The following is a 14,202-nucleotide window of genomic DNA, read 5'->3' as shown; positions in this document are numbered from 1 at the left end:
GGGGTGTCGGAGGCCTCCGGCTAACTCAGCCGGATGACGCCGTAGTCGAAGCCTCGCCTCCGGTAGACGACGCTCGGGCATCCGGCGTCGGAGTCGTTGAACAGGTAGAAGTCGTGACCGACCAGTTCCATCTCGTAGAGAGCCTGATCGACCGTCATGGGGTCCGCGTCGTGCTTCTTCTCGCGGACGACGCGACCGGGCTGGTGTTCGGTCACCCCGTCATCCCAGCGCTGCTGCTGGGGCATCTCGAAGTCGTCACCGCTCCCGACAGCGAAACCGTCGGCCATGGGTCCGGCCTCGGGCGCTTCGAGTACAGCGGTACCCGCCAGATGCCGGGTGTCGGTGGTCATGCCACCGGCGGCCGCCATCGAAGTCGCCTCGGCGACGGATTCCGGGCGGCTGCGGCCGTAGTGCACGCGCCGGCGGTCGTGTGTCTTCCGCAATCTGCTCTCGAGCTTGTTCAGTGCGGAATCCAGCGCTGCGTAGAAGTCGCCTGCACACGCTTCGGCGCGTACGGCGGGGCCCCGGCCCTTCCCGGTGATTTCGACGCGCTGGCAGTTCTTCGACTGCCGGCGATTGGGCTCATGGAAGAGCTCCACGTCGTAACGGATGACCTTCTTGTCGTAGCGCTCAAGCCGGGTCAGCTTTTCGCTGACGAGTGCCCGATAGTGGTCGGGCACCTCCACGTTGCGGCCCTTAACGACGATGTCCATACACGACCTCCCTCGCTGAAATGACTGCGAGCTGTAGATGTGTTCACTAAGGCGCCGGTAAAGCGGGGACGAAGCCCGGATGGCGGGCGATGAGGGAACTCGGCATGCGGCCACGACGTCTCGTGTCGGATGTCCGAGCGCGGACTCAGCGCGGCTCCGGCGCCAGGGACATGGGCTGGTCACCTCCCTGCCTGCCGGGATTGCTGATAGCGCTGCACGTTAGCTGTAACACGCCGCGAGCAACAGCCCCCGAGCCGGGGGATGTCAGGACGTGAGACCTCGTTACCGCACGCGACGACGGCGGTGTGCGCAGCGGGGCGATCCGGCTTGTCGGACGTCGTCCCGGTGCTTTGTTTTCACGCGGACGGCGCAAGCTTTCGGACAGGAAAAAGCCGAGGGTGACGCTGCCGAGGGAATCCGCCGCCACCCCGGTGGAGTGGCGGGCCGTTGGAGTGTTCCCCGGAAGCTGCCTCATATCCCGTCAACGCCCTGATACCCATTCTCGTTCCCGATCATTCATCACTCTTGTAGGCGACCCTCGATCACCCGGCGGCGGCCAGCGCTACCACCGCGGAAACCTGAATTCCGCTTATGTCCAACAGGCGGGTACAAGCGGCGGCCGTCGCTCCGGTTGTGATCACGTCGTCAAGGAGAATGACCCGCGCGGGGCACGCTTCCTGGACCAGGCGGATGCGGCCGTCGAGGTTCACCGCCCGCTCGGCGCGGGTGAGCCTCGCGGCGTCACGGACCCCTGCCTCGAGCTTGAGGGCAGGGGCCACTGTCGCCGGATTTCCTTTGCTCGCCAGCACTTTCGCGCACTCCTCGGCCATGCGCTGGACGTGGGGGCCACCTCGGACACGCGACGCCGACCGTCTCGACGGGACCGGGACGAGACAGGGGCCCGCTTCCGGCGCGGGCAGGTGCGGCAAGGCTTCGGCGAGGGCTTCGCCCAAGGACGGCGCGAGGTCGCGGCGGCCGCGTTCCTTGTAGGCGAGGATCAGGCGGCGGGCTTCGTCGGCGTAGCGGGCCAGGGCGTAGACGGGCACGAGACCGATCGTCGGGGCGCGGGTGATCTCGCTGAGCGAACCCCAAACGGTCCGGCAGGTCGCGCAGCAAGGAGCGCCGGGTGCCCCGCAGGACGCGCAGTGGGCGGGGATGAGGAGATCCAGAAATTTGGACATGACTCGAGGGTGACGGCGGGGACCGACAGTTCCGGGGCACGCTGTGTCGTGAAAGGTCCGCTTAGGACACTTTTCGCCCTAAGGGGACCTTTCACGACAGCAGTCGAGGAGAAGGTGTCAGCTCCCTGAGGCCACGCCCGAGATGCCAAGTGACGAAAGAGGCCGAAGCTCCTCAGCCCGGATAGAACGGATCCGCGTCGGTGACCGTATGCGCCTGCGGCCGCCAGACCTCGCCCAGTTCGGACGCCACCCACAGCCCACCCGCGTCCGCGACCAGGTTCTGCCTGCTCGGCGCGGCGGTGACGCCGTGCACCGGCGGGGTCAGGTTCGAGCTGTTGAAGGTGTCCATCCGCTGCCCGTCCAGCGGCACCTTGACCACCGGCAGCGTGTTCGACGACGTCGCGGCGATCAGGTGGTCCTGGGTCGCCCAGTCGACGTCGACGACGTCCTTGAGGTCGCGTTCCTGCAGTTTCCGCGGTGACCGCAGCGCCACCGAGTCCGCCGTCCGCACGATCGAGGCGACCACCAGCTGCCCGTTGACCACCGCGGCCAGCCGGGACCCGTCGCGGGAAAGGCGCAGTTCGGTGACCTGGCCGAGGCCGGTGAGCATGGTCGCGTCGACACCGGCTTTCACCCAGCGCCCGTCCGCGGCCAGCGTGACCCTGGCGACGGTGTTGTGGTCGACGACCGTCCAGACCTCGCCCGAAACCCCGCCGCCGCGGGCGACCGGCCGCCAGGTGGGCCGGCTCAGGCTGCCGCCGAACAGATCCACCGAAGCGAGGTCGCGGCCGAGGTCGCCGACCCGGAGCCACTGCCTGCCGTCGCGTTCTTCGACCACCGCGAGCCGTTTGCCGTCGACGGACTGCGCGCCGCTGATGACCTTGTACCCGCCGTTGCCCGCGGGCCCGCCGACCGGCGCCCCGTCGCCGAGCGATCGGACCCGCCCGTGCACGGTCATCAGCCCCGGCAGCTCCGAATTGGGCACGATCTCCGTGTTGTAGGGGAGAAGTTCGTTCGAACGCCAGTATTCGTGGTCCGGGACCAGCGCGGTGCCGTCGGCCAGCAGCCGGATCCGGCTCAGCGTCACCGTCTGCAACGAGAGGACGATCTGCGCGGCGATCAGGTTCCGGTCCGCGAGGCTGGCCCCGCCGATCCCGGTCAAGGCGATGTCCAGCGTCCCGTCGTCCGTACTTCGCACGTTGGTCTCGGTGGCCACCTGGCCGCCGAGCAGGTCCTTGACCGCGCCCTTCAACCCTTCCGACGGCCCCTGGAGGACCAGGTCCATCACCCGGCCCGGGAGCCCGGCCTGCGGTTTCGCCGCGATGTACCGGAGGTCAGGGACGAAGGCGCCGGAGTCGGGCGAGTAGAAGCTGATCGGCACCCGGAAGTAGTTGGTCGTGAAATCCTTGTCGGTGACGGCGAGCTCCTGCGGCGGATCCACGATCCGCCACTGGCCGTTCGGCTGTTTCCGCAGCTTGAACTGCTGCGAGTACTCGGCCTTCACCGGGATGAACGCGCTGTCGGGGCTCAGGTTGCCGAGCTTGAACCCGCGGACGTTCACCACCTGCTCATCCGGGTTCGCCGTCGGCGACGAGGTGTCGTAGACGGTGCCGAAGGTGTTGTCGATGATCGTCAGCCCTGGCGACGGCTTCCAGTTCCGGCGGGCTTCGTCGTCGAGGTAGACCCGCGCGTCGGCGTTGCCCGTGCCCGGCGTCGCGGAGTTGCGGATGAACTGGCGGGTGACGGTCAGCGAGTCGATCCCGGCCTGCGGTTCGGGGACGTCCACCGGGGCCTGCGCGGGTTTGTCCCCGGGAACGACCATGGGCTGGGATTCGAGCGGGATGTTCGCGCAGCCGGCGACCAGCAGGAACACCGCAAGCAGGGTCAGCAGCCGCTTCATCGGCCGACCTCCTCGGGCTCGGCGAGGATCGCGTCGGGGGCGGGCCGGACTTCGAGCAGTCCGGACGACGAACCGTGCGTATCGGTCGCCTTGTGATCGGGCGGCGGCAGGACCAGCGGGCTCTCCCCCATCGGCGTGTCCTGCTGCCGCGGCAGCGCGAGCCGGAAACAGGCGCCGTGGCCGGTCTCGCCCCACGCGTCGAGCACGCCGCCGTGCAGGCGGGCGTCCTCCTGACTGATCGCGAGGCCGAGCCCGGTGCCGCCGGTCCGGCGGTTGCGGGACGGGTCGGCGCGCCAGAACCGGTTGAACACCAGTTCCGCCTCGCCGGGGCGCAGCCCGACACCGCGGTCGCGCACGGTGATGGCGACGGCGGTCTCGTTGACCGCCAGTGTGAGCACCACCGGATTCCCCTCGCTGTGGTCCACCGCGTTGGCCAGCAGGTTGCGCAGGATCCGCTCGACGCGGCGCGCGTCGACCTCGGCCACCGCCTCCTCGTCCGGCAGCACCAGCTCGACCGAACTGCCCGCGTTCCCGGCGATCACCCTGACCTGTTCGACGGCCCTGGTCGCGATGGGCCGGACGTCGATCAGTTCCGCCGAGAGCTCCTCGACACCCGCGTCGAGCCTGCTGATCTCCAGCAGGTCGCCGAGCAGGGCCTCGAACCGGTCGAGTTCGTCGACCAGCAGTTCGGTGGAGCGGGCGAGACCCGCCGGGAACTGCTCGCGCGACGCGTGCAGCACGTCGGCGGCCATCCGGACGGTGGTCAGCGGGGTGCGCAGTTCGTGCGAGACGTCGGAGGTGAACCTGCGCTGGAGGCCGCCGAAATCCTCCAGCTGGCGGATCTGCCGCTGGATGCTCGCGGCCATCCCGTTGTAGGACACGGCGAGTTTGGCCAGATCGTCCTCACCGAGCACGGCGAGCCGCTGGTCCAGATCCCCGCCCGCGAACTGTTCGGCCGCCGCGGCGGCCTGCCGGACCGGCCGGACCACCTGCCGGGTGACCAGGTTCGTGATCCCGGCCAGCAGGAGCAGCAGCACGAGACCACCGACGAGCAGCGTGTTCTGCACGGTCGAGACGGTGTTCTGCTCGCTGGTGAGCGGGTACAGCAGGTAGAGCTGGAGCGGGTTGATCATCGTGGACACCGGGGCGCCGACGATCAAATACGTCGTCTTGCCGCCGTCCGGTTCGGAGACCGTGTGGATCAGGTGGCTGACCTGCTCGGTCTCCACGAACTGGCGCAGCCGGACGGGCACCTTTTCATAGGGACCGGCGGCCACCGGACGGCTCGACTGGTCGCGGCCGCCCGCGGCCAGCACCGGCTCGAAGGTGCCCGCGGCCGATCCGGCGCCGTCCTGCGAAGTCGTCGTGCTGGAGATCTTCTTCAGCGCGTTGTTCATCCGCGCGGTCAGCGCTTCCGGGCTTTCGGTGCCGACGCCGATCAGTTCGCTGGCCGCGGTCTCGACGACCGCCCTGGTCTGGGCGATCGCCGCGTTCTGCTTGGTCTCGACCAGCCGTTCGGTGATCTGGTTCTGCAGCACCATGCCCAGCACGAACACCACGGCCGAAGACAGCGCCAGCGTCGACACCGTGACCCGGAACTGCAGCGAATGCCGCCAGAGTTCGTTGAACGAGACGACCTTGCGGCGCACGAAAACCACGATGCGCCGGAGGTGGCGCATCGTGGTTTGGGCGAGCCTTGGCAAGCGTCCTCTCACGGGGCGATCACGGCGGGCCTGCCTTGTACCCGACGCCGCGAACGGTCAACACCACCTCGGGGTGTTCCGGGTCCTTCTCGACCTTCGAACGCAGCCGCTGGACGTGCACGTTCACCAGCCGGGTATCGGCGGCGTGGCGGTAACCCCACACCTGCTCGAGCAGCACCTCGCGGGTGAACACCTGCCGCGGCTTCCGCGCGAGCGCGACCAGGAGGTCGAACTCCAGCGGGGTCAGCGGGATGGCCTTGCCCTCCCGCGTCACCTCGTGGCCGGGGACGTCGATCGCGAGATCGCCGATCGTCAGCGACTCGGCGGGCTCGGCCTCGGTGCGGCGCATCCTGGCGCGGACGCGGGCCACGAGTTCCTTCGGCTTGAAGGGCTTGACCACATAGTCGTCGGCTCCCGACTCGAGCCCGAGGACGATGTCCACGGTGTCGCTCTTGGCGGTGAGCATGACGATCGGCACGCCGGACTCGGCCCGGATCGCCTTGCAGACGTCGATGCCGTTCATCCCGGGCAGCATGAGGTCGAGGAGGACCAAATCCGGTTTCAGCTCACGAAGCGCGGGCAGCGCCCGTGAGCCGTCGGCCACGACGGCTGTGTCGAACCCCTCCCCACGCAGCACGATGGTGAGCATCTCCGCGAGAGCAGGGTCGTCGTCGACGACCAGAACACGTGCCTTCATAAACCTATGTTCGCACTAGTTTCCCCGCGCGAGCGCGCGACCCGGCGATGTGACCACCAGAAAGATCATCGAATCGGGCAAATTGCTCCATCCGAGTAGGGCCATCGTCCTCTGGAGAGCACGCCGAAGCCTGGTGAACGGCCGTGGGGAGTCGATCGCGAAGACGCCGGTCAGCGCGCCTTCGCCTTCGACGATCCGCACGTCTTCGGTGGCCACTCCGGCGAACTGGATCCGGTGTCCGTACTGATCGGACCAAAAGTGACCGTGTCGTGCGAAACGCGTGATGGTCGCACCGGCGAGCAGGTTCTCGCCGCGACACCCACCTGCTCGCCGGCGGCCGTCCAGTGTTCGGCGCGGATCCGCCTGCCGCGCGGACGGCGGTGGTACCGCGCGACGTCACCCACCGCGATCACTCGGGGATTCGCTGTGACACAGCCGGAATCGACCAGCACCCCGTCGTCGGCGGCGAGTCCGGAGCCGGTCAGCCATTCGGTGACCGGCCGCGCCCCCACTCCGGCGATGACGAGATCAGCCGGTCGTCGCTTTCCGCGCGCACTCCACCGCACACCGTGCCCATTTCCGGGCCGACGACCGGGGCGCGGGACGGGCATCGCCTCGATCACGGTGACTTCGTGGCCGAGCAGGCGGCATGCGGACGCGACCTCCGCGCCGATGAGTCCGGTGCCGATGACGACCACCGAAGACGGCCCCGGCGCGAGATCCCGCTTCAAGCCGACGGCGTCTTCGAGCGTCCGCAAGGTGTGAACGCCGTTCAAATTCCTTGCCGCGTCGAGGGTTCTGGCAGCCGCGCCGGTCGCGATGACCTAGCCGTCCGCGGCGATCGTGCTGCCGTCGAGCGCAAGATCCTCGGCGGAAACCTTGCCCAGGAAGAAGTCCTTCGACAGTGTGGCCTGTCGTACGGCGGTTCGGCGCCGATCATCACGAGCCGTCCGTCGAAACCCCGCGAGCACAACTCCTGCGCCGAACGAAGTCCGCCAATGAGGTCCCGACGACGGCGACGGTTCTCAAGCCACTGATTCTCAAGCCACGTCCCGGCGCGCCTCGGTGTCCACGTAGATCACCCCGTCGGCGACGACGACCGGGTACGTGCGCACGGCGTCCGTCGCGGGCAGGCAAGCCGGGACGCCGGTCCGCAGGTCGAACCGCGCGGCGTGCAGCGGGCATTCGACGAAGCAGTTCTCGATCCAGCCGTCGGCGAGCGACGCGTCCTGGTGGGTGCAGGTGTCGTCGATGGCGTAATACCCGCCCTCGGAGTGGAAGACCGAGACGGGCTCGGGGCCCTCCAGGCGGAGGGCCTCACCCTCGGGCAGTTCGGAGACGGAGCAGGCACGGATCATCGGGGCCTCCGGGAAAGGACCGGCGGTTGTTGATGTTGCGCATTACGAGACAAGACGTGCTCTACGCAACAATCACTCCCGGGGGGCCGGTACGTCAAGGGATTCGCCCACTCAGCCGAGCGGATGCGGGCGAAACGGCTACTGTTGCGTCATGCGGAACCAGGACGCGGGGAACGCAACGCCCAGTCAGGTGCAGTCGGTCGACCGCGCGATCAGCGTGCTCGAACTGCTGGCGCGCAACGGGGAAACCGGAATCACCGAGATCGCGGGCGAACTCGGCGTGCACAAGTCGACGGCCTCCCGCCTGCTGAGCGTCCTGGAGAACCGCGGCCTCGTCGAGCAGCTCGGCGAGCGGGGGAAATACGCGATCGGCTTCGGCGTCGTCCGGCTCGCCGGCGCCGCCACCGCCCGCATGGATCTGGCGAAACTCGGCAGGCAGACGTGCGAGGGCCTGGCCGAGACGCTCGGCGAGACGGTCAACATCGCGATCGCCGACGACGGGGTCGCGATCAACATCAGCCAGGCCCGCGGCTCGGCCGCGATCAGCACGCAGAACTGGACCGGCCAGCGCACGCCGCTGCACGCGACCTCCAGCGGGAAGGTGCTGCTCGCGTCCATGGGCGACGTCGAGCGCAAACGCTTGCTCCGGCGGAAACTCGAACAGTTCACGCCGCGGACCACGATCGACCCCGAAGAGCTGACCGCGGAACTGGCGCGCGTCGCCGAGGACGGGTACGCGGCCTGTTTCGAGGAGCTGGAGCTGGGGATGCACGCGGTCGCGGTGCCGGTGCTGGGCCCCGGCGGCGACGTCGTCGCGGCGATGAGCGCTTCCGGTCCGTCGTACCGGCTTTCGAAACAGCGGGTGCGGCAGATCGTGCTGCCACTGGCGGAGGCTTCCGCGGATCTCTCGGCTCAGCTGGGGTACTTCGCGGAGTGACGTGACCGGCCCTGTCACGGCCCCGCAGCGTGTTATGAACGGACCTTTCATAACAAATTTTGTTATGAAAGGTCCGTTCATAACACGCGGGGGTTGAAGAGGGCGACCGTTTCGGACTCTTGACAACGCGCCCGCACGTGCCGCACTTTGTTGCTGAAGACGGAACACCGCGCATTTTCCGCAACAGCGCCTGTCACCCCGATGCCCACGTGTCCATTGTGGACACTCTGGGCGGGCAGGAGGTTCCCCTCACCATGGCCCCCAGACCCCGCGTGGTCGTGATCGGCGCCGGCATCGTCGGCTGCGCGATCGCCGACGAGCTGACCGAACGCGGCTGGACCGATCTCACCGTGCTGGAGCAGGGCGACCTGTTCACCACCGGCGGGTCCAGTTCGCACGCCCCCGGCCTGGTCTTCCAGACCAACGGCTGCGCCACGATGACCGGATTCGCCCGGTACACCGTCGCCAAATACGGCGCGCTCGGACTCGACGGGCGGCCGTGTTTCCGGCCGGTCGGCGGGCTGGAGGTGGCCACGACGCCGCAGCGGCTCGCCGATCTCAAGCGGCGGCACGGCTGGGCGACCGCGTCGGGGATCGAAAGCAGGTTGATCGAGCCGGGCGAATGCGCCGCGCTGCATCCGCTTCTCGATCAGGCCAAGGTGCTCGGCGGGTTCCACGTTCCCTCCGACGGCCTCGCCGAACCACTGCGGGCGGCCGAGGCGCAGGCCCGCCGCGCGATCGGGCGCGGCGCGAAGTTCCTCGCGCGGCAGAAGGTCTTCGGTGTCGAAAGCACGGGTGGGCGGGTCACCGGCGTCACCACCGAGGCCGGGAGCTTTCGCGCGGACATCGTGCTCTCGTGCGCCGGCATGTGGGGGCCGTTGCTCGGTGAACTGGTGGACCTCGCGATCCCGCTGGTCCCGATGGCGCACCAGTACGCGCGGACCAGTCCCCTGCCGGGGCTCGGTGGCGCGACCCGGCCGATCCTGCGCCATCAGGACGCCGACCTCTACTTCCGCGAGCACGGCGACCGGATCGGCATCGGCGCGTACGGGCACCGGCCGATGCCGTTGCCCGTCAAGGAGATCGGCGCCGGTGAGGGCATGCCGTCGGAACTCGCGTTCACGCCCGCGGACTTCGAGGAGTCCTGGGCCGCCGCCGTCGACCTGCTGCCGTCGCTGGGCGAAACCAAGGTCGACGAGGGCATCAACGGCCTGTTCTCGTTCACCCCGGACGGGATGCCGCTGCTGGGTGAGCACCCCGGCCTCGACGGGTTCTGGGTCGCCGAAGCCGTCTGGATCACGCATTCGGCCGGTGTCGCGCGGGCCATGGCGCGCTGGCTGGTCGACGGGCAGCCCGGCGCGGACCTGCACGGCTGCGACCTCGCCCGGTTCGAGCCGGTCCAGCTGGCCCCGGACTACGTGCTGGCCCGCAGCTGCCAGAGCTTCGCCGAGGTCTACGACGTCGTCCATCCCCTGCAGCCCATGGAGGAACCGCGCCCGCTGCGGACGAGCCCGTTCTACGAGCGGCAGGCCGGGCTCGGCGCGTTCTTCCTCGAAGCGGGCGGCTGGGAGCGGCCGCATTGGTACGAGGCGAACGGGGATCTGCCCGAAGTGGAGAGCGTTCCGGCGCGCAACGACTGGGCCGCGCGTTACTGGTCCCCGATCTGCGGCGCCGAAGCACTGGTGGCGCGGCGGCGGGTCGCGATGTTCGACCTGACGTCGCTGAAACGCGTCGAGGTCACCGGCCCCGGCGCGTTGCCGTTCTTGCAGACGATGACCACGAACCAGCTCGACAGGAAGCCGGGCTCGGTCACCTACACGCTGTTGCTCGACGAGGACGGCGGTGTGCGCAGCGACCTGACCGTCGCCCGGATCAGCGCCGAGCGGTTCCAGGTCGGCGTCAACGGCAACATCGACGTCGACTGGCTCCGGCGGCACCTGCCCCGCGACGGCGCCGCGCAGCTCCACGAGACCACGCCGGGAACCTGCTGTATCGGCCTGTGGGGGCCGCTCGCCAGGGCCGTCCTGCAACCACTGTCCACAACAGACTTCTCCCACAAGGCGATGGGCTACTTCAAGACGAGACAGGCGTACGTCGGCCAAGTGCCGGTGACCGCGATGCGACTGTCCTATGTGGGCGAACTCGGCTGGGAGCTGTACACGAGCGCCGACCTCGGCCGCGAACTGTGGGACACGCTCTCCGACGCCGGGCAGGCACACGGCATCATCGCCGCCGGCCGCGACGCGTTCTCCAGCATGCGGCTGGAGAAGGGCTATCGTTTGTGGGGCACGGACGTCACCGCCGAGCACGACCCGTACGAGGCGGGGCTCGGATTCGCCGTCCGGATGGACAAGGGTTACTTCATCGGGCGGGACGCCCTGGCCGGTCGATCGGCGGAAACGGTCACCAGGAAACTGACCTGCCTCACCGTCGACGACCCGTATTCCGTCGTACTCGGCAAGGAACCGGTGTACGCCGACGGCCGCCCCGCCGGATACGTCACCAGCGCCGCCTACGGGTACACGGTCGGCAAGAACATCGCGTACGCCTGGCTCCCGGCGGAACTGTCGGTGCCGGGCAGGCCGCTGGAGATCGAGTACTTCGGCGAGCGGATCCCCGCCGTCGTGGCGAGCGAGCCGCTGTTCGACGCCGGTATGACCCGGATCAGGAGTGCCGCATGAGCCACTACGACGTCATCGTCATCGGCCTCGGCGGCATGGGCAGCGCGGCCGCGTACCGGCTCACCCGGCGGGGACAGCGCGTGCTGGGCATCGACCAGTTCGCGCCGGTGCACAACCTCGGATCCAGCCACGGCGGCTCGCGGATCACGCGGCAGGCGTACTTCGAGGACCCCGCGTATGTCCCGCTTCTGCTGCGGGCACACGAACTGTGGGACGGGATCGAACGCGACTCCGGCCGGAAGATCTTCACCCGCTGCGGCGGGATCATGCTCGGCGGCCCGGATTCGCGGACGGTGTCGGGAAGCCTCGCCAGCGCCCGGCGATGGGAGCTGCCGCACGAGATCTGGGACGCGCCCGAAGTCCGGCGCCGGTTCCCGACGATGAACCCCGCCGACGACGAGATCGCGCTCTACGAGGAGAACGCCGGATTCGTGGTGCCGGAAGGCAGCGTGGCGGCGCATCTGCAACTCGCCGCGCGTGCCGGGGCTGAACTACGGCACGAGGAGCAAGTCCTTTCGTGGCACCAGACGTCCACCGGTGTCCGGGTCGGGACGTCACAGAACTTCTACACGGCGGAACAACTGGTGATCTGCCCAGGTGCCTGGGCACCGCGGCTGCTCACCGAGCTCGGGATCGACTTCACCATCGAACGCCAGGTCCAGTACTGGTTCGCACCCTCGGGCGGGGCGGAGCCGTTCCGCGCGGAACGGCATCCGATCTACGTCTGGGAGAACGAGGGAGGCCGCCAGTTCTACGGTTTCCCCTCGCACGACGACGCCGGGAGCGTGAAGGTCGCGTTCTTCCGCGGCGGTCAGCTGTGCACGCCGGAGACCATCGACCGGACGGTGCACGCCGAAGAGGTCAACGAGATCTCGGAGTTCGTCGGACGGAAGATGCCGTCGCTGCCCGGCGAGTTCCGGCGCGCGGCGACCTGCATGTACACGAACACCCCCGACGAGCATTTCGTCATCTCCCGCCTTCCCACCCGCGATCGAGTGGTGGTCGCCTGCGGGTTCTCCGGGCACGGCTTCAAATTCGTGCCGGTGATCGGCGAGGTGCTGGCGGACCTGGTGGTCGACGGCGCCACCGCGCAGCCGATCGCCCTGTTCGATCCCGCCCGGTTCACCGGAGTCCCGAGATGACGAGCCTCATCCCGACACTGGGCGGCGGCTACTACACCGATCCCGCGATCTTCGCGGCCGAACAGGAAAAGATCTTCGAGCGCCAGTGGTTCTGCGCGGTCCGAGCGGCGGACCTTCCGTCGGCGGGCGACTTCCGGACCATCCACATAGGACGGGAGAGTGTCATCGTCAGCCGGGGCAGGGACGGCGGGCTGCGGGCGTTCCTCAACGTCTGCCGCCATCGCGGAGCCCGGCTGTGCACGGCAGAGACGGGCACGGTTGAACGCGCGTTCCAGTGCCCGTACCACGCGTGGACGTACGGGCTCGACGGAAAGCTGATCGCGGCGCCGAATCTGGCGAACCTGCCGGACATCTCCCGCGCCGAGTACGGCCTGCACACGGTGTGGCTGCGGGAATGGCTGGGCTACGCGTGGATCTGCCTCGCCGCGGATCCGCCGTCGTTCGAGGCTGATGTCGAAGGCGCGGTGCGGGAGCGGCTGGGTGACCTGGAATCGATCGAGCGCTACGGGATGGACGGGCTTTCGGTCGGGCGGCGGATCACCTACGACGTCAAGGCGAACTGGAAACTGATCGTCGAGAACTTCATGGAGTGCTACCACTGCGCGACGATCCACCCGGAACTGACCGAGGTGCTGCCGGAGTTCGCCGACGGGTACGCGGCGCAGTACTACGTCGGGCACGGCGCCGAATTCGGCGAGGACGTCGACGGGTTCACCATCGACGGCGGTGCGGGCTTCGAGCGGCTCGACGGTGTCGCGAGCGACCAGGACCGGCGGTACTACGCGATCACCATCCGGCCGCAGGTGTTCGTGAACCTGGTGCCGGACCACGTGATCTTCCACCGGATGTACCCGCTCGCAGCGGACAGGACGGTCGTCGAATGCGACTGGCTGTACTCGAAGGAGGTCATGGCGTCGGGCCGGGACGTGTCGCGGTCGGTGGAGTTGTTCCACCGGGTCAACGAACAGGACTTCGACGCCTGCGAACGCTGCCAGCCCGCGATGGCGTCCCGTGCCTACCGCGGCGGCGGGGTGCTGATGCCGTCCGAGCATCACATCGGCGAGTTCCACACCTGGCTACTCACGCAACTAGAGGACGAGTTGCGGTAGTTGCACACGCAAGGACCGCAACTAGAGGACTAGTTGCGAAGGAGTTCGGTGGCGAGAGCAGGGGTGTCGACACCGGCGGCGCCGTCGAGGACGTGCCAGGGCGCGAGCCAGCTTGTCGCGGCGAGTTCGTCGTAGACCACGGAGCATCGCTTCTGGAGCGCGTCGTCGGTCTCAAAAGAGTCGCGGGCGCGATCGGCGTCGCTCTCCGCCCTGCGCTGGGCACGTTCGGCGGCGACGTCGGTGGTGACCCGCAACAGCAAATGCGCGACCGGTACTGGCAGGCCGAAGCGGTCGATCTCCAGTTCCCGCAGCCACCGCACGAACTCGCCGTCCGCGCCCTGGTGGAGGCGGGCGGCGCCGTACGCCGCGTTCGACGCGACGTACCGGTCGAGCAGCACGACGTCGTGATCGGCGAGGCGGGCGCGGATCTTGTCGGCCGCGCCCCGGCGGTCGAGCGCGTAAAGCATCGCCATGCCGTACACCGAGTCGGCGAGGTCGCCGTGCCCGCGGTGCAGCGCTTCCTTCACGAGGTCGGCGTGCACGCTTTCGCCGTAGCGCGGGAACGCGATGGACGTGACGCTCGCTCCGGCCGCGTTCAGCGCACCGGTCAGCGCGTCGGCGAGCGTGCGCTTGCCCGCACCATCCAGACCTTCGATCACCACGAGTCGTCCCACGGGCCCAGGATATGGCGAGCACCGCGAAGCGGTTCGCTTGAGGGCGGCGGCGGGGGCATGGATGGAATGGCCAGCACCGCGAAGCGGTTCGCTTGAGGGCTGTGGCG

13 protein-coding genes are annotated in these 14,202 nt (G+C 68.7%); 4 read left to right on the top strand and 9 right to left on the bottom strand.

All coding sequences use genetic code 11. The features are described 5' to 3' along the window. Positions 1–20: 20 nt before the first annotated feature. The 8 genes from hpf to BS329_RS12805 all read right to left on the bottom strand — a co-directional run bounded on the left by hpf (position 21) and on the right by BS329_RS12805 (position 7,552). Positions 21–713, bottom strand: a complete 693-nt coding sequence (hpf, locus tag BS329_RS12840) for a ribosome hibernation-promoting factor, HPF/YfiA family (RefSeq protein WP_076159766.1) — start codon at positions 711–713, stop codon at positions 21–23. 542 nt (positions 714–1,255) lie between these two features. Further along, positions 1,256–1,894, bottom strand: a complete 639-nt coding sequence (locus tag BS329_RS12835) for a ComF family protein (protein WP_076159763.1) — start codon at positions 1,892–1,894, stop codon at positions 1,256–1,258. 172 nt (positions 1,895–2,066) lie between these two features. Further along, positions 2,067–3,794, bottom strand: a complete 1,728-nt coding sequence (locus BS329_RS12830; protein ID WP_076159760.1) for an LpqB family beta-propeller domain-containing protein — start codon at positions 3,792–3,794, stop codon at positions 2,067–2,069. Further along, on the bottom strand, positions 3,791–5,473 hold the full coding sequence (gene mtrB / locus BS329_RS12825) for an MtrAB system histidine kinase MtrB (protein WP_076159757.1): 1,683 nt from the start codon (positions 5,471–5,473) through the stop codon (positions 3,791–3,793). The genes BS329_RS12830 and mtrB overlap by 4 nt, the downstream gene beginning before the upstream one ends. 43 nt (positions 5,474–5,516) lie before the next feature. Continuing rightward, positions 5,517–6,194 carry an MtrAB system response regulator MtrA gene (gene mtrA, locus BS329_RS12820; protein WP_005150760.1) on the bottom strand — a complete coding sequence of 226 codons (678 nt, stop codon included), beginning with the start codon at positions 6,192–6,194 and terminating at the stop codon, positions 5,517–5,519. Between the two features lie 15 nt (positions 6,195–6,209). Further along, a complete protein-coding gene (locus tag BS329_RS45375) occupies positions 6,210–6,425 on the bottom strand; it encodes a hypothetical protein (protein WP_425266362.1) in 216 nt (71 codons plus the stop codon). Beyond that, positions 6,365–6,970, bottom strand: coding sequence for an FAD-dependent oxidoreductase (locus BS329_RS41830; RefSeq protein ID WP_076159751.1), 606 nt, complete (start codon positions 6,968–6,970; stop codon positions 6,365–6,367). The genes BS329_RS45375 and BS329_RS41830 overlap by 61 nt, the downstream gene beginning before the upstream one ends. Positions 6,971–7,234: 264 nt before the next feature. After that, positions 7,235–7,552, bottom strand: coding sequence for a bifunctional 3-phenylpropionate/cinnamic acid dioxygenase ferredoxin subunit (locus tag BS329_RS12805; protein WP_076159748.1), 318 nt, complete (start codon positions 7,550–7,552; stop codon positions 7,235–7,237). A gap of 151 nt (positions 7,553–7,703) precedes the next feature. Here BS329_RS12805 and BS329_RS12800 point away from each other — a divergent pair, with 151 nt between their 5' ends. From BS329_RS12800 to BS329_RS12785, 4 genes are all read left to right on the top strand, one after another. Beyond that, complete coding sequence (locus BS329_RS12800) at positions 7,704–8,489, top strand: IclR family transcriptional regulator (protein ID WP_076159745.1); 786 nt, start codon at positions 7,704–7,706, stop codon at positions 8,487–8,489. A gap of 254 nt (positions 8,490–8,743) precedes the next feature. Then, positions 8,744–11,170, top strand: a complete 2,427-nt coding sequence (locus BS329_RS12795; protein WP_076159742.1) for a GcvT family protein — start codon at positions 8,744–8,746, stop codon at positions 11,168–11,170. Continuing rightward, the gene (solA, locus tag BS329_RS12790) at positions 11,167–12,312 is read left to right on the top strand and encodes an N-methyl-L-tryptophan oxidase (RefSeq protein ID WP_076159739.1); all 1,146 of its coding nucleotides are present in this window, start codon (positions 11,167–11,169) and stop codon (positions 12,310–12,312) included. The genes BS329_RS12795 and solA overlap by 4 nt, the downstream gene beginning before the upstream one ends. Continuing rightward, positions 12,309–13,421 (top strand): aromatic ring-hydroxylating oxygenase subunit alpha, encoded by a 1,113-nt coding sequence (locus BS329_RS12785; protein WP_076159736.1) that lies wholly within the window; start codon positions 12,309–12,311, stop codon positions 13,419–13,421. The genes solA and BS329_RS12785 overlap by 4 nt, the downstream gene beginning before the upstream one ends. 29 nt (positions 13,422–13,450) lie before the next feature. On the opposite strand, the gene BS329_RS12780 is transcribed toward BS329_RS12785, so the two are convergent. Beyond that, complete coding sequence (locus BS329_RS12780; RefSeq protein WP_084749601.1) at positions 13,451–14,083, bottom strand: dTMP kinase; 633 nt, start codon at positions 14,081–14,083, stop codon at positions 13,451–13,453. Positions 14,084–14,202 lie beyond the last annotated feature (119 nt).

This window comes from Amycolatopsis coloradensis (assembly GCF_001953865.1).
Classification (GTDB): Bacteria; Actinomycetota; Actinomycetes; order Mycobacteriales; family Pseudonocardiaceae; genus Amycolatopsis; species Amycolatopsis coloradensis.
This window is presented reverse-complemented; position numbering and strand designations above follow the sequence as displayed.

Bases quoted from the DNA above. Each gene is read 5' to 3' on its own strand.
- BS329_RS12800 (WP_076159745.1), top strand. From the start codon at position 7,704: ATGCGGAACCAGGACGCGGGGAACGCAACGCCCAGTCAGGTGCAGTCG.
- BS329_RS12830 (WP_076159760.1), bottom strand. From the start codon at position 3,794: ATGAAGCGGCTGCTGACCCTGCTTGCGGTGTTCCTGCTGGTCGCCGGC.
- BS329_RS12795 (WP_076159742.1), top strand. From the start codon at position 8,744: ATGGCCCCCAGACCCCGCGTGGTCGTGATCGGCGCCGGCATCGTCGGC.
- BS329_RS12835 (WP_076159763.1), bottom strand. From the start codon at position 1,894: ATGTCCAAATTTCTGGATCTCCTCATCCCCGCCCACTGCGCGTCCTGC.
- solA (WP_076159739.1), top strand. From the start codon at position 11,167: ATGAGCCACTACGACGTCATCGTCATCGGCCTCGGCGGCATGGGCAGC.
- mtrA (WP_005150760.1), bottom strand. From the start codon at position 6,194: ATGAAGGCACGTGTTCTGGTCGTCGACGACGACCCTGCTCTCGCGGAG.
- BS329_RS12785 (WP_076159736.1), top strand. From the start codon at position 12,309: ATGACGAGCCTCATCCCGACACTGGGCGGCGGCTACTACACCGATCCC.
- mtrB (WP_076159757.1), bottom strand. From the start codon at position 5,473: ATGCGCCACCTCCGGCGCATCGTGGTTTTCGTGCGCCGCAAGGTCGTC.
- hpf (WP_076159766.1), bottom strand. From the start codon at position 713: ATGGACATCGTCGTTAAGGGCCGCAACGTGGAGGTGCCCGACCACTAT.
- BS329_RS12805 (WP_076159748.1), bottom strand. From the start codon at position 7,552: ATGATCCGTGCCTGCTCCGTCTCCGAACTGCCCGAGGGTGAGGCCCTC.